The sequence below is a fragment of the Pseudomonas sp. NFACC56-3 genome (assembly GCF_900100025.1).
Lineage (GTDB): Bacteria > Pseudomonadota > Gammaproteobacteria > Pseudomonadales > Pseudomonadaceae > Aquipseudomonas > Aquipseudomonas fluorescens_AA.
Window position 1 is genome coordinate 99,677 of sequence record NZ_FMTK01000016.1, and the last position, 22,762, is coordinate 122,438.

24 protein-coding genes are annotated in these 22,762 nt (G+C 60.8%); 12 read left to right on the forward strand and 12 right to left on the reverse strand.

Annotation, left to right across the window (positions count from 1 at the left end):
- Positions 1-89: 89 nt before the first annotated feature.
- Positions 90-1,658, forward strand: coding sequence for a SulP family inorganic anion transporter (locus BLO80_RS20375; protein ID WP_092259477.1), 1,569 nt, complete (start codon positions 90-92; stop codon positions 1,656-1,658).
- Positions 1,659-1,705: 47 nt separating this feature from the next.
- Here the strand turns inward: BLO80_RS20375 and aroE are convergent, their stop codons facing one another.
- Both aroE and hemF read right to left on the reverse strand, forming a co-directional pair.
- Complete coding sequence (gene aroE / locus BLO80_RS20380; protein WP_092333413.1) at positions 1,706-2,527, reverse strand: shikimate dehydrogenase; 822 nt, start codon at positions 2,525-2,527, stop codon at positions 1,706-1,708.
- A 13-nt stretch (positions 2,528-2,540) separates the two neighbouring features.
- Positions 2,541-3,455: an oxygen-dependent coproporphyrinogen oxidase gene (hemF, locus tag BLO80_RS20385; protein WP_092333411.1), complete on the reverse strand. Its 915-nt coding sequence runs from the start codon at positions 3,453-3,455 to the stop codon at positions 2,541-2,543.
- Between the two features lie 163 nt (positions 3,456-3,618).
- Here hemF and BLO80_RS20390 point away from each other — a divergent pair, with 163 nt between their 5' ends.
- Positions 3,619-4,596: an NADPH:quinone reductase gene (locus BLO80_RS20390; RefSeq protein ID WP_092333409.1), complete on the forward strand. Its 978-nt coding sequence runs from the start codon at positions 3,619-3,621 to the stop codon at positions 4,594-4,596.
- A gap of 671 nt (positions 4,597-5,267) precedes the next feature.
- On the opposite strand, the gene BLO80_RS20395 is transcribed toward BLO80_RS20390, so the two are convergent.
- The 3 genes from BLO80_RS20395 to BLO80_RS20405 form a co-directional block, all read right to left on the reverse strand.
- Positions 5,268-5,825: an L-threonylcarbamoyladenylate synthase type 1 TsaC gene (locus BLO80_RS20395; RefSeq protein WP_092205588.1), complete on the reverse strand. Its 558-nt coding sequence runs from the start codon at positions 5,823-5,825 to the stop codon at positions 5,268-5,270.
- A gap of 61 nt (positions 5,826-5,886) precedes the next feature.
- Complete coding sequence (gene dprA / locus BLO80_RS20400; RefSeq protein WP_092334194.1) at positions 5,887-6,981, reverse strand: DNA-processing protein DprA; 1,095 nt, start codon at positions 6,979-6,981, stop codon at positions 5,887-5,889.
- An 80-nt stretch (positions 6,982-7,061) separates the two neighbouring features.
- The gene (locus BLO80_RS20405) at positions 7,062-8,087 is read right to left on the reverse strand and encodes a LysM peptidoglycan-binding domain-containing protein (RefSeq protein ID WP_092334192.1); all 1,026 of its coding nucleotides are present in this window, start codon (positions 8,085-8,087) and stop codon (positions 7,062-7,064) included.
- A gap of 169 nt (positions 8,088-8,256) precedes the next feature.
- Between BLO80_RS20405 and def the strand changes: the two genes are divergently transcribed.
- The 5 genes from def to BLO80_RS20430 all read left to right on the forward strand — a co-directional run bounded on the left by def (position 8,257) and on the right by BLO80_RS20430 (position 12,988).
- Positions 8,257-8,763 (forward strand): peptide deformylase, encoded by a 507-nt coding sequence (gene def, locus BLO80_RS20410; RefSeq protein ID WP_003196300.1) that lies wholly within the window; start codon positions 8,257-8,259, stop codon positions 8,761-8,763.
- Positions 8,764-8,834: 71 nt separating this feature from the next.
- Entirely contained in the window at positions 8,835-9,794 is a 960-nt protein-coding gene (gene fmt / locus BLO80_RS20415) for a methionyl-tRNA formyltransferase (protein ID WP_092334190.1), read from the forward strand.
- On the forward strand, positions 9,791-11,101 hold the full coding sequence (gene rsmB / locus BLO80_RS20420) for a 16S rRNA (cytosine(967)-C(5))-methyltransferase RsmB (RefSeq protein ID WP_092334188.1): 1,311 nt from the start codon (positions 9,791-9,793) through the stop codon (positions 11,099-11,101). The genes fmt and rsmB overlap by 4 nt, the downstream gene beginning before the upstream one ends.
- 24 nt (positions 11,102-11,125) lie before the next feature.
- On the forward strand, positions 11,126-12,499 hold the full coding sequence (gene trkA / locus BLO80_RS20425; protein WP_092334186.1) for a Trk system potassium transporter TrkA: 1,374 nt from the start codon (positions 11,126-11,128) through the stop codon (positions 12,497-12,499).
- 177 nt (positions 12,500-12,676) lie between these two features.
- Entirely contained in the window at positions 12,677-12,988 is a 312-nt protein-coding gene (locus tag BLO80_RS20430; protein WP_092334184.1) for a tetratricopeptide repeat protein, read from the forward strand.
- A gap of 178 nt (positions 12,989-13,166) precedes the next feature.
- Here the strand turns inward: BLO80_RS20430 and BLO80_RS29535 are convergent, their stop codons facing one another.
- Positions 13,167-13,373 carry a hypothetical protein gene (locus tag BLO80_RS29535; RefSeq protein ID WP_139197070.1) on the reverse strand — a complete coding sequence of 69 codons (207 nt, stop codon included), beginning with the start codon at positions 13,371-13,373 and terminating at the stop codon, positions 13,167-13,169.
- 735 nt (positions 13,374-14,108) lie between these two features.
- Between BLO80_RS29535 and BLO80_RS20435 the strand changes: the two genes are divergently transcribed.
- The 3 genes from BLO80_RS20435 (at position 14,109) to BLO80_RS20445 (ending at position 15,775) form a co-directional block, all read left to right on the forward strand.
- Positions 14,109-14,411: an ArsR/SmtB family transcription factor gene (locus BLO80_RS20435; RefSeq protein WP_003177098.1), complete on the forward strand. Its 303-nt coding sequence runs from the start codon at positions 14,109-14,111 to the stop codon at positions 14,409-14,411.
- A 64-nt stretch (positions 14,412-14,475) separates the two neighbouring features.
- A complete protein-coding gene (locus tag BLO80_RS20440; protein WP_092334182.1) occupies positions 14,476-15,450 on the forward strand; it encodes a zinc-dependent alcohol dehydrogenase family protein in 975 nt (324 codons plus the stop codon).
- Positions 15,451-15,481: 31 nt separating this feature from the next.
- Positions 15,482-15,775 carry an antibiotic biosynthesis monooxygenase family protein gene (locus BLO80_RS20445; RefSeq protein ID WP_092259436.1) on the forward strand — a complete coding sequence of 98 codons (294 nt, stop codon included), beginning with the start codon at positions 15,482-15,484 and terminating at the stop codon, positions 15,773-15,775.
- A 44-nt stretch (positions 15,776-15,819) separates the two neighbouring features.
- On the opposite strand, the gene BLO80_RS20450 is transcribed toward BLO80_RS20445, so the two are convergent.
- Positions 15,820-16,515: a DUF1963 domain-containing protein gene (locus tag BLO80_RS20450; RefSeq protein WP_092334180.1), complete on the reverse strand. Its 696-nt coding sequence runs from the start codon at positions 16,513-16,515 to the stop codon at positions 15,820-15,822.
- A 574-nt stretch (positions 16,516-17,089) separates the two neighbouring features.
- On the opposite strand from BLO80_RS20450, the gene BLO80_RS20455 reads away from it, so the two are divergent.
- Positions 17,090-17,701, forward strand: a complete 612-nt coding sequence (locus tag BLO80_RS20455; protein WP_139197072.1) for a hypothetical protein — start codon at positions 17,090-17,092, stop codon at positions 17,699-17,701.
- 194 nt (positions 17,702-17,895) lie between these two features.
- On the opposite strand, the gene BLO80_RS20460 is transcribed toward BLO80_RS20455, so the two are convergent.
- Positions 17,896-18,468, reverse strand: coding sequence for an AAA family ATPase (locus tag BLO80_RS20460; protein WP_092334176.1), 573 nt, complete (start codon positions 18,466-18,468; stop codon positions 17,896-17,898).
- 286 nt (positions 18,469-18,754) lie between these two features.
- Between BLO80_RS20460 and BLO80_RS20465 the strand changes: the two genes are divergently transcribed.
- Positions 18,755-18,943 (forward strand): hypothetical protein, encoded by a 189-nt coding sequence (locus tag BLO80_RS20465; protein WP_092334174.1) that lies wholly within the window; start codon positions 18,755-18,757, stop codon positions 18,941-18,943.
- Positions 18,944-19,064: 121 nt separating this feature from the next.
- Here the strand turns inward: BLO80_RS20465 and BLO80_RS20470 are convergent, their stop codons facing one another.
- The 4 genes from BLO80_RS20470 to BLO80_RS20490 all read right to left on the reverse strand — a co-directional run bounded on the left by BLO80_RS20470 (position 19,065) and on the right by BLO80_RS20490 (position 22,762).
- Entirely contained in the window at positions 19,065-19,427 is a 363-nt protein-coding gene (locus BLO80_RS20470; protein ID WP_092334172.1) for a DUF6124 family protein, read from the reverse strand.
- A gap of 736 nt (positions 19,428-20,163) precedes the next feature.
- Positions 20,164-20,799 carry an SCO family protein gene (locus tag BLO80_RS20480; RefSeq protein ID WP_025211139.1) on the reverse strand — a complete coding sequence of 212 codons (636 nt, stop codon included), beginning with the start codon at positions 20,797-20,799 and terminating at the stop codon, positions 20,164-20,166.
- Positions 20,796-21,695, reverse strand: coding sequence for a heme o synthase (cyoE, locus tag BLO80_RS20485; RefSeq protein WP_072347596.1), 900 nt, complete (start codon positions 21,693-21,695; stop codon positions 20,796-20,798). Before cyoE ends, BLO80_RS20480 begins: the two co-directional genes overlap by 4 nt.
- Complete coding sequence (locus BLO80_RS20490; RefSeq protein ID WP_092334168.1) at positions 21,683-22,762, reverse strand: COX15/CtaA family protein; 1,080 nt, start codon at positions 22,760-22,762, stop codon at positions 21,683-21,685. Before BLO80_RS20490 ends, cyoE begins: the two co-directional genes overlap by 13 nt.

Genomic DNA, 22,762 nt, shown 5'->3' on the forward strand with positions numbered 1-22,762 from the left:
CCGCTGCGCGACCGAGCGGGAGCAAGCTCCCTCGCCACGGGTGATCACTCGCCTGATACTCTTGCGCCAAACCCCATCTTTGAGGCCCCATGGCAATCCCCACGCGCCATTCACTCTTTCCCTTCCTGAGCTGGCTGCCTCGACAGACTCGCGCCAGTGTCGGCCGTGACCTGATCGTCGGCCTGAGTGGCGCGATTCTGGCGTTGCCGCAGTCCATTGCCTACGCACTGATTGCCGGGTTGCCGCCTGAATATGGCTTGTACGCGGCGATTGTCCCGGTATTGATCGCCTGCCTGTGGGGTTCGTCCTGGCACTTGATCTGTGGCCCCACGGCGGCGATCTCCATCGTCTTGTACGCCACCGTCAGCCCTCTGGCCGTGCCCGCCAGCCAGGACTACATCACCTTGATCCTGCTGCTGACAGTCCTGGCGGGGATTTTCCAGTGGCTGCTGGGGCTGTTGCGTTTCGGCGCGCTGGTGAATTTCGTCTCCCATTCAGTGGTGCTGGGTTTCACCCTGGGGGCGGCGGTGGTGATCGCATTGGGGCAGTTGCCGAACCTGCTGGGCCTCGATTTGCCCAATGAAGCCACGGCATTGAAGGGCCTGCTGACGTTGGTCAGCCATATCGAGGCTGTGGATAAACCGTCATTGCTGCTGGGTTTGGGCACGCTGCTCCTGGGCGTGGTGCTCAAGCGCTTGCTGCCGCGCTGGCCGAGCCTGTTGATAACGTTGGTCATCAGCAGCCTGGTGGTCTGGTTGTGGCCGGCGATGTTCGGGCATGTGGCGCTGGTCAGCGCCTTCGCCGGGCGCCTGCCGCCGCTCACGCTGCTGCCGCTGGACCTGGAACTGATCCTGCGCTTGCTGCCCGGGGCCGTCGCGGTGGGCATGCTCGGGCTGGTCACCAGCCTGTCCATCGCCCGTTCGTTGTCGGTACGTTCCGGGCAATTGCTCGATGCGAATCAGGAGGTGAGGGCGCAGGGGCTTTCCAACCTCGTTGGCGGATTTTTCTCCGGATCCTTGTCGGCCGGTTCCTTCACCCGTTCCGGCCTCAGCTATGAAGCCGGCGCCTGCTCGCCCCTGGCCGGGGTGTTCTCGGCCTTGTGGGTGGCGTTGTTCGCGGTCGCCGGGGCGAAACTGATCGCACACATCCCGATTCCGGCCATGGCCGGCAGCATCCTGCTGATCGCCTGGGGGCTGGTGGACCACCGTGGTATCCGGGCGTTGTACCGCGTGAGCCGCGCCGAATTCATGGTGATGAGCCTGACCTGCCTGGCTACGTTGCTGCTGGAACTGCAGACCGCCATTTACGCCGGCGTACTGGCTTCGCTGTTCTTCTACCTCAAGCGCACCTCACAGCCGCGGGTGCAGCACTTTCGCGAGGGGGAGGCGGAGATCCTGCGGGTGGGGGGCTCGATCTTTTTCGGCGCCAGCCATTACCTGCAAGTACGCCTGCAACGGTTGCAGGCGCAACGGGTGGTCATCGATGCCCAGCAGATCAACTTCATCGATTATTCCGGGGTGGAAATGCTCCACCAGGAAGCCCGGCGCCTGCGCGGCCAGGGGCGTAGCCTGACCTTGCGCAAGGCCAGGCCCCAGGTGGTGGAGGAGTTGTTGAAGCTGGAAGGACCGGAGCATTGCCCGATCCATTTTGAGGATTAAAAACTGTAGGGGACTGGAGGCAGATACACACCACAACAGCCTCAAGCCTACAGCGCGAGCTGGCGGCGCAACTCGGCCAGCACCGGCGCGGTGTCCGGGCGCACCCCGCGCCACAGGAAGAAGGCTTCGCCCGCCTGCTCGGCCAACATGCCCAGGCCATCCATCGCCACCGCCGCCCCGTGCGCACTGGCCCAACGGCAGAATGAAGTCGATTCCTTGCCATACATCATGTCGTAGCAGACCGTCTTGCCGGGCTCGATCAAGCTGGCGGCAATCGGCGGTACCTCCCCCGACAGGCTCGCGGAGGTGGCGTTGATGATCAGGTCCACCGGCTCTTGCAGCCAATCGAACCCACTGGCCGAGACCGGGCCCAGGTCGGCGAACGACTCGGCCAGCCCTTCGGCTTTTTCCACCGTGCGGTTGGCGATGATCACTGAGGCTGGCGCTTCGGCCAGCAGCGGCTCCAGGGCGCCGCGCACCGCGCCGCCGGCCCCCAGCAACAGGATGCGCTTGCCCTGGAGGCTGAAGCCGGCATTGACGGTCAGGTCCCGGACCAGCCCGGCGCCGTCGGTGTTGTCACCCAACAGACGCCCGTCGGCCAGTTTGCTCAACGTATTGACCGCCCCGGCCCGCTGGGCCCGCTCGGTCAGGGTGTCGGCCAGGCGAAAGGCGTCTTCCTTGAACGGCACCGTGACGTTCGCCCCACGCCCCTCGCGGAAAAATGCCCGGGCGCAACCGGAGAAATCCTCCAGCGGTGCCAGCAGCGTGCTGTAGTCCAGGGTTTGCCCGGTCTGCTCGGCGAACAGGCGATGGATCAACGGCGACTTGCTGTGGCCAATCGGGTTACCCATTACAACATAGCGATCCATGGAATATCCCCGTTCAGGCCGTTGCCAGCCAATCGCGATCCTGCAGGAAGTACTCGGTCAGCCGCGCCTCTTCGCTGCCCGGCTCGGCTTTCCAGTCGTAGCCCCAGCGCACTTGCGGCGGCAGGGACATCAGGATCGACTCGGTACGCCCGCCCGATTGCAGCCCGAATAGGGTGCCGCGGTCGTAAACCAGGTTGAATTCCACGTAGCGCCCACGGCGATATTCCTGGAATTCCCGTTGCTTGGCGGTGAACGCGTCCTGCTTGCGGCGACGCACAATGGGCAGGTAGGCATCGATATAGGCGTCGCCGATGGCGCGGATGAAGGCGAAGCAGGTGTCGAAACCCCACTCGTTCAGGTCGTCGAAAAACAGGCCGCCGATGCCCCGGGGCTCGTTGCGATGCTTGAGGTGGAAGTAGCTGTCGCACCAGGCCTTGTAGCGCGGATACACCTCGGGGCCGAACGGCGCGCAGGCTTGCTCGGCGATGCGGTGCCAATGGACGCAGTCCTCTTCGACGCCGTAGTAAGGCGTCAGGTCGAAGCCACCGCCGAACCACCAGACGGCTTCTTCGCCTTCCTTTTCGGCGATGAAGAAACGCACGTTGGCGTGGGAAGTCGGTACGTGGGGGTTGTGCGGGTGGATCACCAGCGACACGCCCAAGGCTTCGAAGCCGCGCCCGGCCAGTTCCGGCCGATGGGCGCTGGCCGAGGGTGGGAGACCGCTGCCAAATACGTGGGAAAAGTTGACGCCGCCCTTTTCGATGACCGTGCCGTTTTCGATCACCCGCGTGCGACCGCCACCCCCGGCCGGCCGGGCCCAGGCATCTTCGACGAAGCGCGTGCCGCCGTCCTCGGTTTCCAGGGCGGCGCAGATTCGGTCTTGCAGGTCGAGCAGATAGGCTTTCACGGCCTCGGTACGAGTGGACATGACGTCACCTTGATCAGGGCTACGCTACGCGGCGTATAGCGGGCCGGTGGCAAATGGGCGCACAGGATAACACCGCACTTGCCCACGCCACAGTTGACGAAGGTCAAGCTTAGGAGTCCGATAGCAGGCTTGGTAACCGATACGCGACAAGGAGAAAGTGAAGATGGCCAAACGTATCCAGTTCAGTTCCCACGGCGGTCCCGAAGTGCTCGAGTACGTCGACTATCAGCCGGCCGAGCCGGGCCCGCAGCAGGTACGCGTCAGCAACAAGGCGATCGGCCTGAATTTCATCGACACCTACTACCGCAGCGGTCTTTATCCGCCACCGGCGCTGCCTTCGGGCCTGGGCGCCGAGGGCGCGGGCGTGGTGGAGGCCATCGGTTCAGGCGTCACGCGGTTCAAGGTCGGCGACCGGGTGGCGTACGGCAGCGGGCCGCTGGGGGCCTACAGCGATGTGCATGTATTGCCCGAAGCCAACCTGGTGCATCTGCCCGAATCCATCAGCTTCGAACAGGCCGCCGGCGTGATGCTCAAGGGCCTGACCGTGCAATACCTGTTGCGCCAGACCTACGAACTCAAGGGTGGCGAAACCATCCTGTTCCACGCCGCCGCCGGTGGCGTGGGCTCCTTGGCCTGCCAATGGGCCAAGGCCTTGGGCGTGAAGCTGATCGGTACCGTCAGCTCGCCGGAAAAAGCCGCCATCGCCAAATCCCATGGCGCCTGGGAAACCATCGACTACAGCAAGGAAAACGTCGCACAGCGCGTGCTGGAATTGACTGACGGCAAGAAGGTGCCCGTGGTGTACGACGGCGTTGGCAAGGACACCTGGTTGACTTCCCTGGACTGCGTCGCCCCCCGTGGCCTGGTGGTGAGCTTCGGCAATGCCTCGGGGGCGGTGGAGGGTGTAAACCTGGGGATTCTCTCGGCCAAGGGTTCGCTGTACGTCACCCGCCCGACCCTGGCGACGTACGCCAACAATGCCGAAAACCTGCAGCGCATGGCCGATGAACTGTTCGGGATGATCAGTAGCGGCAAGCTCACAGTGGATATCAACCAGCGTTATCCACTGGCGGAAGCGGCCAAGGCCCAGACCGAACTGTCGGCGCGGCGCACGACGGGGTCGACCATTCTCCTGCCTTGAGCTACAGGGACGAAGGTGTCCTGCAGAACCTGTGGGAGCGAGCTTGCTCGCGATAGCGGTGTGTCAGTCAATATCAATGCTGCTGACCTGAAGCTATCGCGAGCAAGCCCGCTCCCACAAAGGTTTTGCAGTGTCCACAGATCCGGCATTCGCCACAAATCTCTGTGGGAGCGAGCTTGCTCGCGATAGCGGTGTGTCAGTCAATATCAATGCTGCTGACCTGAAGCTATCGCGAGCAAGCCCGCTCCCACAAAGGTTTTGCAGTGTCCACAGATCCGGCATTCGCCACAAATCTCTGTGGGAGCGAGCTTGCTCGCGATAGCGGTGTGTCAGTCAACATCAATGCTGGCTGAGCTGATGCCATCGCGAGCAAGCTCGCTCCCACAAGGGTTTTGCAGTGTCCACAGATCCGGCATTCGCCACAAATCTCCGTGGGAGCTCGCTCGCGATAGCGGTGTGTCAGTCAATATCAATGCTCGCTGACCTGACGCCATCGCGAGCAAGGGTTTTGCAGTGTCCACAGATCCGGCATTCGCCACAAATCTCTGTGGGAGCGAGCTCGCTCGCGATAGCGGTGTGTCAGTCAATATCAATGCTGCTGACCTGAGGCTATCGCGAGCAAGCTCGCTCCCACAGTGGTTTTGTGCAAGATGCAGAATTTGTATCCCGGCTCAGTCCGGTCGCACCACTTTGCCGCTGGCCAGGTCGCGAATCACGCTGGGGTTCTTGCGCCCGCCCAGGTTGCCGCCCAGCACCAGATCGATCTGCCCACGGAAATACTGCTCGACGCGAATCCGCGTGCGCGCCGCCGGGCGACCTTGGGGGTTGGCCGAGGTGGACACCAGCGGCCCGACCAACGAGCACAAATCGCGCACGGTGGGATGGTCGCTGACCCGCAACGCGACGGTGTCGTGCACGCCGGTGATCCATTCCGGCAGCAGGTTCTGGTGCGGCACCAGCCAGGTGTTGGGGCCCGGCCAGGTGCTGGCCATGCGGTCCATCCAGGTTTCGGGGAAGTCTTCGAACAGGAAGTCGAACTGGTGGATGTTGTCAGCCACCAGGATCAGGCCTTTGTCGGGCAGCCGCGACTTGATCGCCAGCAGACGCTCCACCGCCTCCTCGTTCCACGGGTCACAACCCAGGCCCCAGACCGCTTCGGTTGGATAGGCAATCACCGCCCCGGCGCGAATTTCTCGCGCGGCTTGTTGCACACGCCAACTGTTGACCATGAAAGATTCTCCCGCAACGCAAATAAGGCTGTGGGCAGTTTACCGATCTTCCCCATAAAACCTAGCGCGCAAACCAGCGCCCGTTGTCACAGGTGGCGCGTCCTTCCATTTCCAGCTCGGTCAACGCCGCCAACACTTTGGGCAAGCCCCAGCCGCTGGCGTCGGCCAAGGCCTCGCTGCTCAACGGCGCGGCATGCAGCAGGCGCAGCAGCGGATGGGTCACCGGCTCAGGCGTTACGGCCAGCGGCAACTGCTGCCAACCGCGCAACGCTTCGAGGATGTGCTCGACGGTTTCCACCAGCGCCGCACCGTCGCGGATCAGCTGATGGCAGCCCCGGGCGCCGGGGTGATGGATCGATCCAGGAATGGCATACACCTCGCGGCCCTGTTCCGCCGCCAATCGGGCGGTGATCAGCGAGCCGCTGGCGACACTGGCTTCCACCACCAGCACCCCCAGGGACAAGCCGCTGATGATCCGGTTGCGACGCGGAAAGTTGCTGGCGTGGGGCGGCGCGTCCAACGGAAACTCCGACAGCACCGCGCTGCCTTGGGCAATCATCGCGTCCGCCAGCCGACGATTGCGCTGTGGATAAAAATTTTCCAGGCCGGTGCCCAACACGCCGACGGTGCGTCCGCCAACGTCCAGCGCCGCCTGATGGGCCGCCGCATCGATGCCCAGGGCCAGGCCGCTGGTGATGACAAAACCGGCCCCGGCCAGGCTGCGGGAAAACGCCGCCGCGGTGTCCATGCCCGGCCGCGATGCCCGGCGACTGCCGACCATCGCCAGCTGGGGTTTTTCCAGAATGGTGGCGTCGCCAGCGACGAACAGCAGCGGCGGTGCGTCGCTGATCTGTGCCAGCAACGCCGGGTAGTCGGGTTGGTCCCACATCAGTAAATGCTGGCCCGCACGCTCTAGCCAAGCCAATGCGTGGGCGGCGCCGTCACGCACATCCGGGTTGCGTCGCGCCTCGGCGCAGGCGATGGGCAGGCCCAGCGCTCGCCAGGCGCTGGCCGGTGCACTGATGGCTTTGGAGGCCGAGCCGAAGGCCTCCATCAGGGTCATGAAACGCTTGGGACCGAGTTCCGGCAAGCGGTGAAGGCGTAGCCGGGCCTCCAGTTCCGCAGGGGAAACCGGAGCAGATTCAGGTAATGACATGCGATCATCCTTGACCGTTGTAAATCCCGTACAAACGGGAACAAGCTGTGGATAACTCTGTTGGTAACTTGTGAGACCCGTTATGGATTACGGACCTTGTCCAGCACCGACAGCGAGCGCGAGGCGTACAGCACCAAGCCGTAGCTGAGCTTGTCGTAAGTGCGGAACACCATCAGCAGGCCGGCGCGCTCATCGGGGATTTTCACCGGCTCGCCAGTGATGCGGTCGCGCACGGTTTCACCGGTCTTCATCACCGCCAGCACGTTGCCTTCGACCAGCCCATCGCGGCGGCCCTTGTTCAGGGTGACCACGTCCAGCGCGCCGATCTGGGTCACGCCGCGAGGCACGTCCAGGATCAACCCGTTGATGTCCGATTTTGGCGCGCTGGGCATGAAGGTCGAGTTGATCGAGCGCTCTTCGCCGCTGAACAGGCGATCACCCAGGCGCACTTCCTGAGTGGTGCGTTGCAGGGCCAGGGTGGTGACATCGCCCTCGGTGGCGACCACTTCGCCGCCACCGATGTCGTCGGCGTTGATGCCTAGAAATTCCTTGGTCTCGGGGTCGGTGTAGACCTTGCCCTGGCGGAAGATGCCGTAGGCCGATTGGTTCGAGTCGAATGTGCCACGGGCGAAGACCCGATCCCCCATGCCACTGAGCACCCGCTCGGCATTGCCGGCGACGACGTAGGGCGCCTTGTCGAAATCCTCAGGCGTGTCGACGATGCGGTTGCTCAGCAGGAAGCTGTTGATGGCTTGCAGCGGAATGCTCGGGATGGCGTCGGCCACCGGCGAACTGCGAATGCGCGGCGACAGCTTGATGGTGCCGCGGGAGGCGCCGCGATCGAGGGTCAGGCGTGGCTGGCCGTTGACGTAGACCAGCGACAGGGTATCGCCCGGATAGATCAGGTTAGGGTTTTCGATCTGCGGGTTGGCCTGCCAGAGTTCGGGCCATTTCCATGGCTCGCGCAGGTATTTGCCGGAAATGTCCCACAATGTGTCCCCCGTCACCACCGTGTATTGCTGGGGAAAACCTTCCCGAAGTTGCACTTGCCCATGCGCGATACCGGCCGAAGCCAGGAGCAGCAGGGCGAGTAGTGATTTCCTCATGCGGTGAATCCCTTTATTATGTGCGTTCGCGTAAAACGCCAGAGCCCCCATGGCTCGCCGCCCTGCGGAGCTGTTTTCCCAAGGGCAACGTTTTACAACGGTAGCCTGCATCCCAAGACACGCCAGGCCAGCCACCCGACTTTACCTCACACGTGCATTTATCAAGCTTATGGCCATTTTGAACATTCTCGAATTTCCGGACCCGCGCCTGCGCACTATCGCCAAACCGGTGGCGGTAGTGGACGACGAAGTGCGTCAGTTGGTCGATGACATGTTTGAAACAATGTATGAGGCACCAGGCATCGGCCTCGCCGCGACCCAGGTCAACGTGCACAAGCGTATCGTCGTGATGGACCTTTCCGAAGACCGCAGCGAGCCGCGGGTGTTCATCAACCCCGAGTTCGAAACCCTGACCGACGAGATGGACCAGTACCAGGAAGGCTGCCTGTCGGTGCCAGGCTTCTATGAAAACGTCGACCGTCCACAGAAGGTCAAGATCAAGGCCCTGGACCGTGACGGCCAGCCTTATGAACTGATCGCCGAAGGCTTGCTGGCGGTGTGCATCCAGCACGAGTGCGACCACCTCAACGGCAAGCTGTTCGTGGACTACCTGTCTACCCTCAAGCGTGACCGGATCAAGAAAAAACTGGAAAAACTTCATCGCCAGAATGCTTGATGCCTCCCTTCAAAGGCTTGCCGCGGCAAGCCTTTTTCTTTTTGCGACTGCTTTGTAATTGAGAGCTTCCCATGACTGAGCCCCTGCGCATCGTCTTTGCCGGCACTCCCGAATTTGCCGCCGAACACCTCAAGGCCCTGCTGGCCAGCCACTACGACATCGTCGCGGTCTACACCCAGCCGGACCGGCCGGCCGGTCGCGGGCAAAAACTCATGCCCAGCCCGGTCAAGCAGCTTGCCCTGGAACACGGCATCCAGGTGTTGCAGCCGCCGACCCTGCGGGACGCGCAGGCCCAGGCCGAACTGGCGGCGCTGCAGCCGGACTTGATGGTGGTGGTCGCCTACGGCCTGATCCTGCCCCAAGTGGTGCTGGATATCCCGCGCCTGGGCTGCATCAACAGCCATGCCTCGCTGCTGCCGCGCTGGCGCGGTGCGGCGCCGATCCAGCGCGCCGTGGAAGCCGGCGATGCCGAGAGCGGCGTGACCGTGATGCGCATGGAAGCCGGCCTGGACACCGGGCCGATGCTGCTCAAGGTCAGCACCCCCATCAGTGCCGACGACACCGGCGGTAGCCTGCACGACCGCCTCGCGCTCATCGGCCCGCCGGCCGTGGTCGAGGCCATTGCCGGCCTGGCTGCCGGTACCCTGGAAGGCGAAGTGCAGGACGACAGCCTCGCCACTTACGCACACAAATTGAACAAGGACGAAGCCCGCATCGACTGGAGCCGTCCGGCCGTCGAGCTGGAGCGCCTGGTGCGGGCCTTCAACCCGTGGCCGATCTGCCACAGCACCCTGAACGGCGAAGCCCTGAAAGTGCTGGCGGCCAGCCATGCCGAAGGGAAGGGCGCACCGGGTGAAATCCTCAGCGCCAGCAAGGACGGCCTCGTCGTTGCCTGCGGTGAACAGGCGTTGTGCCTGACGCGCCTGCAACTGCCCGGCGGCAAGGCGCTGAACTTCAGCGACCTGTTCAACAGCCGCCGTGAGAAATTTGCCGTCGGCACCGTCCTCGGCCAAGCGACGGACGCCTCATGAACCCGCGTCTGGCCGCCGCCAGGGCCCTTGCCGCGGTACTCAGCGGGAAAGCCTCGCTGAACAGCTCCCTGCCGACTCAACTGGACAAGGTCGACGACCGTGATCGCGGTTTCACCCAGGACCTGGCCTTCGGCACTGCCCGCTGGCAGCCGCGGCTGTCGGCCCTGGCGGCCAAGCTGTTGCAGAAGCCATTCAAGGCCGCCGATGCCGACGTCGAAGCGCTGCTGCTGGTGGGGCTCTATCAACTGCTCTACACCCGCGTCCCGGCCCACGCCGCCATCGGCGAAACCGTGGGCTGCGCCGACAAGCTGAAAAAGCCCTGGGCCAAGGCCCTGCTCAATGCCGTGTTGCGCCGTGCCCAACGGGAAAGCGAAACCCTGCTGGCCGAGTTGGAACACGACCCGGTGGTGCGCACCGCCCACCCGCGCTGGTTGCAGAAATCCCTGAAGGCCTTCTGGCCCGAGCAATGGGAAGCCATCTGCGCGGCCAACAACGCCCACCCGCCGATGATCCTGCGGGTCAATCGCCGCCACCATACCCGCGACGCCTACCTGGCGCTATTGGGCGAGGCGGGCATCCCGGCCATCCCGTGCCAGTACAGCCGCGACGGCATCGTGCTGGAAACCCCCGGCGACGTACGAGCACTGCCAGGCTTCGCCGAAGGCTGGATCAGCGTCCAGGACGAAGCCGCGCAACTGGCCGCCGACCTGCTGGAGCTGGCGCCCGGGCAACGGGTACTGGACGCCTGTTGCGCGCCGGGTGGCAAGACCTGCCACATCCTCGAGGCCGAGCCACAGCTGGCCGGCGTGGTGGCGGTGGACCTGGAAGCCAAGCGACTGGTGCGGGTGAAGGAAAACCTCGAACGCCTGGGCCTCGACGCTCAACTGATCGCCGCCGACGGCCGCGACACCGCGACCTGGTGGGACGGCAAACCGTTCCAGCGCATCCTGCTGGACGCGCCGTGCTCGGCCACCGGCGTGATCCGTCGTCACCCGGACATCAAGCTCACCCGCCAGCCGGACGACATCGCCGCACTGGCCACGTTGCAGGGCGAATTGCTCGATGCCCTGTGGCAGACCCTGGAAGTGGGTGGCATGTTGCTCTACGCCACCTGTTCGACCTTGCCCACCGAGAACACCGACGTGATCGAGGCCTTCCTCGCCCGCACTCCGGGCGCCCGGGAACTGGACATCGCCAGCCAGGCCGGGCTGAAGCAGTCCCATGGTCGCCAGTTGCTGGCCCAGGAGGGCGGTCACGACGGGTTCTACTACGCCAAGCTGATCAAGATCGCCGCCGCACGCGGTTAAGACCGATTCGATAGGAGTGACTGGATGAAAATCATCATCCTCGGCGCAGGGCAGGTCGGCGGTTCGCTGGCGGAACATCTGGCCAGCGAGGCCAACGACATCACCGTGGTCGACACCGACGGCGAACGCTTGCGCGACCTCGGTGATCGCCTCGACATCCGCACGGTACAAGGCCGGGGCTCGTTGCCCACGGTGTTGCGCCAGGCCGGTGCCGACGATGCCGACATGCTGGTGGCCGTGACCAACAGCGACGAAACCAACATGGTCGCCTGCCAAGTCGCCCACACCCTGTTCCACACCCCGACCAAGATCGCCCGGGTGCGCGAGGCCGCCTACCTGACCCGCGCCGACCTGTTCGACAACGAAGCGATCCCGGTGGACGTGCTGATCAGCCCCGAGCAGGTGGTGACCAACTACATCAAGCGCCTGATCGAGCACCCCGGTGCCCTGCAGGTGATCGACTTCGCCGAAGGCAAGGCGCAACTGGTGGCGGTCAAGGCCTACTACGGCGGGCCGTTGGTGGGCCAGCAACTGCGCCAATTGCGCGAACACATGCCTAACGTGGAAACCCGGGTCGCGGCGATTTTCCGCCGGGACCGGCCGATCCTGCCCCAAGGCGATACGGTGATCGAAGCCGACGACGAAGTGTTCTTCATCGCCGCCAAGGCGAATATTCGCGCGGTGATGAGCGAAATGCGCCGCCTCGACGAGAACTACAAGCGCATCGTCATCGCCGGTGGCGGGCAGATCGGCGAGCGCCTGGCCGAAGCCATCGAAAGCCGCTACCAGGTCAAGATCATCGAGATGAACCCGGCCCGCTGCCGCTACCTCTCGGACACCCTCGACAGCACCGTGGTGCTGCAAGGCAGCGCCTCGGACCGCGACCTGCTGCTGGAAGAAAACATCGCCGACGCCGACATCTTCCTGGCCCTGACCAACGATGACGAAGCCAACATCATGTCGTCGCTACTGGCCAAGCGCCTGGGGGCGAGGAAAGTGATGACCATCATCAACAACCCGGCCTACGTCGACCTGATCCAGGGCGGCGACATCGACATCGCCATCAGCCCGCAACTGGCGACCATCGGCACCTTGCTGGCCCACGTACGCCGCGGCGACATCGTCAGCGTCCACTCCCTGCGCCGCGGCGCGGCCGAAGCCATCGAGGCCATTGCCCACGGCGATGCCAAGTCCAGCAAAGTGATCGGCAAGGCCATCCGCGACATCGGCCTGCCTCCTGGCACCACCATCGGTGCGATCATCCGCGACGAAGAAGTCCTGATCGCCCATGACGACACCATGATCAAGACCGGCGACCATGTCATCCTGTTCCTGGTGGACAAGAAGCACATTCGCGATGTCGAGAAGCTGTTCCATGTGGGGTTGAGTTTCTTCTGATCTGGGATGTGCAGTGACAGAAAGGGCCTCATCGCGAGCAAGCTCGCTCCCACAGAGGATCGTCATTGCTCACAAATGTCGTGAGCAACCCCAACCCCCTGTGGGAGCGAGCTTGCTCGCGGTAGCTATCTAGCAGCCAACCGATCACCCCCTGACACAACAAATAAGGACGCCGCCATGCTCGATTCCCTGGAAAAAATGCTCGCCAAAGGCGTGGACAACCCCCTGCTGCGCTTCGGCCTGGGCAAAGGCTACCTGGACCTCGGCGAATTCCCCCGCGCCGCCGAACACCTCCAACGCTGCGTCGAACTCGATCCCAAATACTCAGCCGCGTGGAAACTCCTGGGCAAAGCCCACCAAGGCCAAGGCGACCTACCGGCCGCCCGCCAAGCCTGGGAACAAGGCCTCGAAGCCGCCCGCGCCCACGGCGACAAGCAGGCGGAGAAGGAAATGACGGTGTTCCTGAAGAAACTGGATCGCCATCCCTGAATCCACACAAAACCGCTTTTCGTGGCGAGGGCGCTTGCTCCCGCTTGAGTGCGCAGCACCCATAAAAAAAAGCGGCCAACCCTCTGGCCGCTTTTAGCCAGAACAAAGATTGCAAGCAATGAAGTTGGGTTTCGGGATAGTTGGCAACATCGTAGAGCGTCTGCTCCCGAATAGGCGGTTATATATATTCTAGTTGAATTTCAGTATGGGAACCTGTCCCTGACGGATCAAATATTTGTTTTCGCTCTTTTACACGGTACGATTTATCTCCCCAAAATCCCGTAACGATATCGCCAGGACATGGAATCATATCGCTGATAGCAGCGGTGTCATAATATTTATCTTTATTAGGCTCTACATAAGCCAACGTGATTTTATTAGGCATTTCCAGCTCCTCATGAGTTGGGTTGTGATTATCTTTGGTACAACCTTTCCAAACCTTGAAGGAAGCCACTGTGAACCGGAGTTCTCTATGCTATGCGCTGATGCATCCAATTTTCATGGCTTTCCATATTGTAGCGCTCCTGGGCTTAACCGATAGCGGTTAATTCTATTGAAGCTCAATAGAAATGTTAGAGCCTGTGCCCTCTTTAGAGAAAACATATGTTCTCTCTTTGACTGTATATGTTGCATTTCCCCAATATCCCCAGACCTTATCTCCAGGGCTGGGTAGCATCCAGCTAATGAAGGCGGAACTGTCAATTGGGATTTGATTTGGGGCTCTCAGAACCACTCTCATTTTAAATTCCTCACTGGTTGGATTTGGTCTTTAAGCACAAGCTTTCTGTCCCTGGACAGAAACGCTCTATATAGGGTTTTTTTGCTGTGCACCCTCATTCAAGATTAAAGGAAAGCCGCCGTCTCCTGTCAGAGATAACAGTAGTGACGAACGGTTCAAACGCTTGGATGCAAATCAAACGTGACGACTCCACTGGCCTTTTGGCGCTGGGTCGCCTATGCGGTGTTCAATGCATGATCAAAGCAACCGCTTTTAAGGTATACGGATAGAAGTTTGGTGCTCATGCCATCCTGTGGCGAGGGGATTCATCCCCGCCAGGCTGCGAAGCAGCTATCCCAATTCACGTATTGACATATCGGAAAATCTCGATATCCTCGCCACATGGACCTACTCGAAATATTCAAAGCCCTCTCAAACCCGACACGTCTCCAAATCCTGAAAGGTTTGAAGGATCCGGCAAAGAACTTCCCCCCGCAGGATGAGGGTGACGTTCACACGGTCGGCGTTTGCGTCAGCAGTATCCAAGAAGGGATCGGCCTGTCGCAGTCGACGGTGTCCGGTTATCTGGCTACGTTGCAACGGGTGGGTCTGGTCGAAGTCAGGCGCATCGGCCAATGGACCTATTACAAACGCAATGAAGCAACCATCAGTGCTCTCGCCGAGATCATTGGGAAAGACCTGTAGCGTTTTTTTACCATAGGATATCGAGATATTCCGATATCCCTTTTTGTCGATACGAGGATTTACTATGAAAGCGATGATGCTTAAATCATTCGGCGGTCCTGAATCGTTCGAACTCCGCGACGTGCCCAAGCCCGTTCCGCAAGCGGGGCAAGTTCTGGTCCGCGTACACGCCACTTCCATCAACCCGCTGGATTACCAGATTCGACGCGGCGACTATCCCGACCTGGTGCCACTGCCGGCCATCACCGGCCACGACGTATCCGGCGTGGTCGAAGCCGTCGGGCCCGGTGTGACCGCCTTCGCGCCTGGAGACGAAGTCTGGTACACCCCGCAGATTTTTGAAGGGTCAGGCAGCTATGCCGAGTACCACGTCGCGGCTGAAAGCATCGTCGGAAAGAAACCGCCCGAGCTGAGCCATCTTGAGGCCGCAAGCCTGACCCTGGTGGGCGGGACGGTGTGGGAAGCGCTGGTGGTGCGCGCGGCGCTCAGGGTCGGCGAGAGCATTCTTGTCCACGGCGGCGCTGGAGGCGTCGGGCATGTCGCGATCCAAGTGGCGAAAGCCATGGGCGCCCGGGTGTTCACGACTGTGCGCGAAACAAACGCTGAGTTTGCCCGCAACTTGGGCGCCGACGTGATCATCGACTACGAAAAAGAAGATTATGTCGACGCTGTTCTTCGGGAAACCGCTGGCCGCGGCGTGGATGTTGTATTCGACACCATTGGCGGCAACACACTGTCCCGCAGCCCCGAGGTCCTCGCCCAACTGGGCCGCGTCGTCTCGATCGTGGACATCGCCCAGCCACAAAACCTCGTCCAGGCCTGGGGCAAGAACGCGAGCTATCACTTCGTGTTCACCCGCCAAAACCGCGGCAAGCTCGATGAGCTGAGCGCATTGATAGCCCGCGGTCAGTTGCGCCCACATGTCGGCGCCGTCTATTCGCTGGCCGACATTCCCCTGGCCCATGCCCGGCTGGAAAGCCCCAACAACGGTCTTCGAGGAAAAATCGCGATTGCCGTCGAGCCATCGCTCATTCCGTAAGTGCGGACTTTAACCCATTCAGAGGTGCGTCATGGTTTACGAAATCGCTGTGCTTCCTGTTCACAAAGAACGCATTGAAACGTTCCGCCGCGCATTTGCCGAGGTCGCTCCATTGCTCACCCGCGCCAAGGGGTACGGCGGCCACATGCTGGCGCAAGGGATCGAAACCCCCGAGCAGTTCAACCTGATCGTGCGGTGGCAATCGCTGGAAGACCACACACCGGGCTTCGAAGCGAGTGAAGACCATCGGCTATTCATGATGGGGTTGGAGGAATATTTTTCGGAGGAGCCGAAGGTTTACCATGTTGAAGGGGGCAGCTTTTAGGGCTGACGAAGGGGGGCAGAAAATAAATCTGGCCCCCCTATTTTTTAGTAAAAATCATAATAAAGCGCCCACTCCCCAGTTTCATTGTGCTTCCAGAACATCAGGCTCCCACTGTCGACCACATTCAGATTGATCTTCGCATCCGATGAGATCTGGAACACAAACTCGAAGCCTTCACCCGGATCAACACCCGACTGGCAAAATGAAGGGTAACCGCCGAACTTGTGTTCGTAGGTGTGGGTGACCAAGTCGTAATAGCTCTGTATCTCGCCCGCGCGTTCCAGCGTGAGGATTGCTTGCTCGAGGTCCTCCGGGACACCACCGCCATCCCACAGTGGAAAGTCCTCCGGCACCGCTTGCGCTGTCAGCGGGAAGGGTTTGAGGAATGTACCTTCCACCGGCAAAGACTTGCGCACCAGCACATCATCTGGCCCATATTCGCGGATGACCCAATTATTCCCCATTGGCTCAAAGTGCTCGGGGAACGGGTTTGAAATGAACACCGTCAATACACGAACTCCCGCCAGCAGCGGGCTGTGGACGGGCAGGGCAGGCAGGTAAAACTGCGCATAGGGGAGCAACGGTTGCCCCGCCTGATTGGTGGGTACATCTTCATCAGGCCGGAACAGAAAGACGTTGCCCAGCCAGCTTTCCTCATCGGTGCCGGCAGGACGAAAGCCGCCGGCAATGAGCTTCACGGCGGGGCGGGCCAGGCGTTGCTTGATTTCCTGGATGTCCATGGCGATGTAAACCTCCTTTTTTACTACAGGTATTAAGGCCGCAGATTGGCAGTGTACGAGGGTGGATAGCAGCGCTTTTCTGCCCAGGCTAGGCCGCATTAGCGTTCTTCACGGATAAGAGGGTGGGCCTTCCTCCACTCCCTCGGGCCAATGACTTTCCCGAGGGCTCCTAGCGTACCTGAGTGTTATCGATACCGGCTCGGCCAGTGGTAAGGAAACGATAGAGCCCGAGGGCAAGGCTGCAAAGTCGGCGGATTCTGGTGCAGTTGCAGGCAAAGGCGCGGGGATACGTGGCTTGGAGGTTCAGTGCTCAGGTCCTGGCTTGGCCCAAAGAAGGAGCAAGCATCCATGCGAATGCTATTGAACGGGTAAATATGAAAATAAATCTGTTCCCTTATTCCCTTATTCAACCGTGGAAACCAGGAACGACTTTTTCAACAGAATCGGCCAGAAGCGGACACTGGGTTGACTCCCCATCCCTATAAATAACAGCATGCAGGTCGTCCCCAGCCTATACAGGGGGGGCGATGCCCCTTACCAGCCTGAGTTTTTTATTGATAGCCAAGGACGAGAAATGGACGTTCACTCCCCGGACATAGCTGAAGAGTTGGAGGATGAGGGCAGTGATCTCGTCTTCCCGGAGCCTGAGTCCCGCAGCTTGGCCGCCAGTGCGCACCTCCTGGATTCGGGACGCGATCAGCCTTACCAGGTCACTTATCGCCTCGCCACTGACCAGCAGATCAAAGGGCTTTTTCGTAGGAAAAGGCCAGAAGGGGATTTGCTGCAGCCTTCGAATTTTCTCGGTCGTCCTTGCTATGAGCTCTGGACCAAAGGTTCGCTGGCCGGCGTTGCTGTGCTGGGTTTCTCCGGCATGGAGTTCTCTGACGAAATCTATCTCACTGTCACACTAGATGCGGTGTATCTCGCCAATAGCAGTCGTGGTACGGGGCTGGTCTACTCCTTTTTGGAGGATGTGGCAAAAGCGGCATACCTAGTGTCGATGGCGCCCCTTGCCGGGCCTGGTCGCGAGTTACCAAAGAAGCTAGTCAACCTGACCATTACGGCAGAGCTACATTCAGATGGCGGGCAGAGTGCTGTGAGGGCACTAGGCGATTCGCTTTCATGGATGTTCTCGCTGAGTGGGTTCCCGTCTCTAAAGATCGTTGTTGAGGACAGCAATTTCTAGAGCGCAACACACGATGAAACCGATGTGATCCAGGAGTTCTTAGGGGGATTCTGGTGGACAGGGTCGACTGAAGACAGGCTAAGTAGTTCTGCATCGGGGACAGACCACGATTATGCGCTGGGGATGGGGTAGGTCATGAAGCGGCGGAGGTTTGAGTCGGTTGGCTGAGGAGAAGAAGGAGGCAGACTGAATTGTTAATCACGCAGCGGTTTTGCCGGAACCTGGACTTTTCGCGACGAATTCACGCAAGGCGCCTCCCCAATACTCGACAGAAATTGCCGGGTCTGGCGATTGGATCGTAGACAGACGACACGACAGGTTGATGGGGCCGTTGCCGCGAGCTGCTTCATCTTGGCACGCGCCGATTTACGGGTAGTCCACATGAAGTTGAAAAATTCCGGGAGTTTCCCTAGCTGCTCTGGGCAATCCTCCGGAAGGTCGGGGCGAGGGCGGCCTCGCTGGATCAAAGTCCTGAGAAGCACACGCCAAAACCGAAGCACCGGTGATCGATCAATCCATATTAAGAGATCGGCTCTGGCAATCCGGTTGTCCCAAGTGGCCGAATGACCGCCTTCAAAAATCCACTGATCGCGAGCCTCGACCTCGTGACAAAGGCGGGTCTTCTCATCTGCGTTTCGCTCGACCCAGCCCGGTTGCCAATGGATCGTGTCGATATGGATGACTGGCAGACCGGTGTGTTTGCCCATTTCCCGAGCCAGCGTACTTTTTCCTGATCCTGGCTGGCCGACGATCATGACGCGCTGCATGGGAGCTCCTGCTCTTTTAACCTCCTGATGATAATACGGGGCCGTGGGATCATCATCCAGGCTCCCTCATCAAGTTGAAAAAAGGGACAATGTCAGAAAATAAATGCGTCCCCTTTTTACTTTTACGCTTTTTACGTCATTAATGTTCCTAAGGGTATGGCTTTATGGAAGCTCGCAGAACATGTAAGTTCGGAAACAATATAAAAAACTGACAATTCTGACAGTAGTCAGATACGACCGAGTCCGGCACTTTCTAGGTTCATTTACTGCATGGGAGTGCAGGGTCATGAGCTCAAAAGACAAAAAGGTCGATGTGGGTTTTAAAGGTCAATCGGAGGCTAAGCTCCACCCGGAGGCGGAAAGTTCGGATACCGAGGGCGAGGCGGAGGCTACGGTCAAGCCGGAGGCGGTCGTTCCGGATTTCAAGGGCCTGGCAAAGACCCCGTTCAAGCCGAAGACGACCCCCGAGCCTTAGTCGTCATATCGGGCAAGGGCTAAGAAATGGAGGATATTTAGAGCCTATTCGTCCGCTTCCAGGGACGAAAAAACGAGAAACCCGACGCAAGGCGTCGGGTTTCTCGTTAGCGAACAAAATACTATTGGCGCGGTTCTACGTTATCCAACACCCGATTCGCCAACAACGAACTCAGCTCAATCAACTGCTGAATCCCCTGAGCCACATGACGCCTCGATCCATCCAGATCAAACGCCAGATCACTCACCATCGCATCAGCGGAAGCCAGCGTCTCACTGAGATTAGCGAGCAAGCATTCGTCATCGAGGCCTTTCACGACGGTGAAGAGTTGGCCCGGTTTGGTGTCGTCTTGAGATTTTTCCGATTTTGGTAGCAAGTAGTGATCGAGCACGCGTTTGGTGGTTTCGTCTTGCTGCTTGGCTTTGGATTTTGCGGACTGTGCTGTGGAATCTGCTTCTGGGGGATTCGGAGTAGCTTTGAACATTGGTGTGATCCTCGTAAGGAGCCGCTCCATCTCGCTACTAAACGGAAGGGTGGCGGCTGTGCGCAAGTTAGTAGACCGGCGAATCACACCAAAACCGGCGCGCCCGAAGGCGCCATGCGCACAGCCACCATCAAGAACAGGCAAATGCCTGACTGATGAGACTTGTACAACCGAGGTGTGAACCGGGCTACTAAACCCGACCACTGATGGGCAGTGGCAGGGAAACAATAGAACCCCGGGACAAGGCGCACAAGCGGGCGGATTCTGGCGTAGTTGTAGGCAAAGGCGCAAGGATGCGTGGGTTGGTGGAGGTGTGTAGGTGGGGGCTGTAGGAGCCGGGTTTACCGGCGATGCGGGAGACTTGTTTTGGTCTGGAACCGTGTCGATTTCATCGCGAGCAAGCTCGCTCCCACAGGGATTGGGAGCTGTTGCAGATGCTGTGTTCACCACCACCCGGTGTGGGAGCGGGCTTGCTCGCGAAGAAGGCGGCACATTCAATATTGATGCAAGCTGACCCGCCGCTTTCGCGAGCAAGCCCGCTCCCACAGAGAGATTGGGGGCTGGAGGCCTCTCGCCCCTCGCTCTGAACCCGGCCATCGCGTTGTGCCATGTTGATCGTGTTCCGCTTTTTGGGGGCTGCTGCGCAGCCCAGCGGGAGCAAGCTCCCTCGCCACAATGGATTTCCTCACCACAAGGAATCGGCATGGCTTAGCTGAGCGGCATGCCCCTGGGAGGGCTATTTGCGCTTCAGCATCTCCGGCAACTGCGCCACCAGCTTCTGATTATTCAACGGCGCACGAATAAACCCGCGTTGGGTGCCGTCCGGCCCGATCACCGCAAGGTTGCCACTGTGATCAACCGTGTAGTTGGGCTTGCTGGTATCCGCCGGAATAAACGGAATGCTCACCGCATTCGCCAGTTTCTGCAGGTCTTCGACAGACGAGGCAGTCAGGCCGATGAACTGAGGATCGAAGTACCCCAGGTACTGCTTCAGCTGCTTGGGCGTGTCGCGGTTCGGGTCGACGCTGACCAGTACGATCTGCAACTTATCCACAGCCTCTTTCGGCAACTCGCTCTTGATCTGGCGCAGTTGGGCGAGGGTGGTGGGGCAGATGTCCGGGCAGAAGGTGTAGCCGAAGAACAGCAGGCTCCATTTATCCTTCAAACCATCGATTGCCACGGGCTGGCCGTCCTGGTCGGTCATTTTCACGTCCGGCAGGTTGCGGCTCTGGGGCAGCAGGATGATGCCGGCGTCGATCAGCGCGGTCGGGTCGCCCTGGCCTTTGCCGGACAGCACCTTGTTGATGGTCAGGCCGAGGATCAGCGCGATCACGGCCACAAGGATGAAGACGGTTTTCTGGGTTCGAGTCATAGGCTCAACAGTAAGTAATGATCTACAAGCAGGGCGATGAATAGCAGGAACAAGTAGTAGATAGAGTACTTGAACGTATTGATCGCCGCGTGCGGCCGAGTGCCACGGTACAACACCACGGCCCATTGCAGGAACCGGGCGCCCAGTACGAGCGCGCAAACAAGATAGAGCATCCCGCTCATATGGATCACGAACGGCATCAGGCTCACCGCCAGCAGCACCAGGGTGTACAGCAGGATATGGATCTTGGTGTAGTGCTCGCCGTGGGTCACCGGCAGCATCGGGATGTCGGCCTTGGCGTATTCCTCTTTGCGGTGGATGGCCAGGGCCCAGAAGTGCGGTGGGGTCCAGGCGAAGATGATCAGCACCAGCAGCAGCGGTTCGGCGCTGACATGCCCGGTGGCCGCCACCCAGCCCAGCAGCGGTGGCGCCGCGCCGGCGAGGCCGCCGATGACGATGTTCTGCGGCGTCGCGCGTTTGAGGAAGCCGGTATAGACCACCGCATAACCCAGCAGTGAGGCAAGGGTCAGCCAGGCTGTCAGTGGGTTGGTGAAGGCCAGCAGCAAGGCTTGGCCGATCACGGCCAGGGCCAGGGCGAAGGTCAGTGCGGCGGCGGGGGAGATTCGCCCTTCGGCCAGTGGCCGTTTGTGGGTGCGGGCCATGACTGCGTCGATGCGCCGGTCCACCACATGGTTGACCGCCGCCGCGCCGCCGGCACACAGGGCGATGCCCAGGTTGCCGAACACCAGCACCGTCCACGGCACGCCGGCGCGGGTGGCGAGGAACATGCCCACCAGTGAGGTGATCAGCATCAGCACCACCACTTTGGGCTTGGTCAGCTCCAGGTAATCGCGCCATATCGCTTGGCTGTGGCGTTCACCGGTCAAGGTTGCCATGGCATCTCTCCTTTTATTGTTAGGGGGCTGGCGCCGTGTTTATGCGGGTTGAACCGCCAGCGCAGCGGGACTTGATGCTTGACCCGGACCAGGCTGGTACGGGCGTGATAGTTGACCAATACCAGGGTCAGCAGCAACGCGGCGCCCCCGGCGTTGTGGGCGACGGCCACCGGCAACGGCAGATGGAACAGCACGTTGCTGATGCCCAGGGTGATCTGCGCGGCCAGTGCCGTCAGCACCAGCCCGGCCAGGCGGGTCATGCCGACGGTCTTCAATTGCCAGGCCAGCCCCATCAGCACCACCGTCACCAGCAAGGCGCCGATGCGGTGGGTCAGGTGGATGGCAGTGCGGGCGTCGCTGTCGAGCTGCCCGCCCAGGTAGTTCGGCCCAATGTGTTGGGTCAGGTGGAAGCCGTTGGCAAAATCGGCCGGTGGCAGCCATTGGCCGTGGCAGGTGGGGAAATCGATACAGGCCACGGCGGCGTAATTGGAACTGACCCAGCCGCCGAGGGCAATCTGGCCGATCACCAGCAACAGCCCGGCGGTGGCCCAGTGTTGCAGGCGTTTGGGCACGGTCAGCGCCGGCAGCACGCCGGACAATCGCAAGGTCAGCAGGAACAGCAGGCTCAACGTCGCGAAGCCGCCCAGCAAATGTCCGGTGACCACCTGCGGCCACAGTTTCAGGGTCACGGTCCACATGCCGAACGCGGCTTGCGCAAACACCACCGCCAGCAGGAACAACGGCAACTTCAATGGCTGGCCCGGGCGGTGGCGGTTCATCCAGGACCGTGCCGCCAACGCGACGATCATCAAGCCCAGGGTCCCGGCGAAGTAGCGATGGACCATCTCGTTCCAGCCCTTGTGGGCTTCCACCGGGGCATCGGGAAAGTGCAACTCGGCATGGGCCAGTTGGGCTTCGCTCTTGGGCACGCTGATGAACCCGTAGCAACCGGGCCAGTCCGGGCAACCCAGGCCGGCGTGGGTGAGCCGGGTGTAGGCGCCCAGCAGGACGACGATCAGTGCCAGCAGCGTGGCAAACAGCGCGAGGCGAAATCCAGGTTTGGCCAT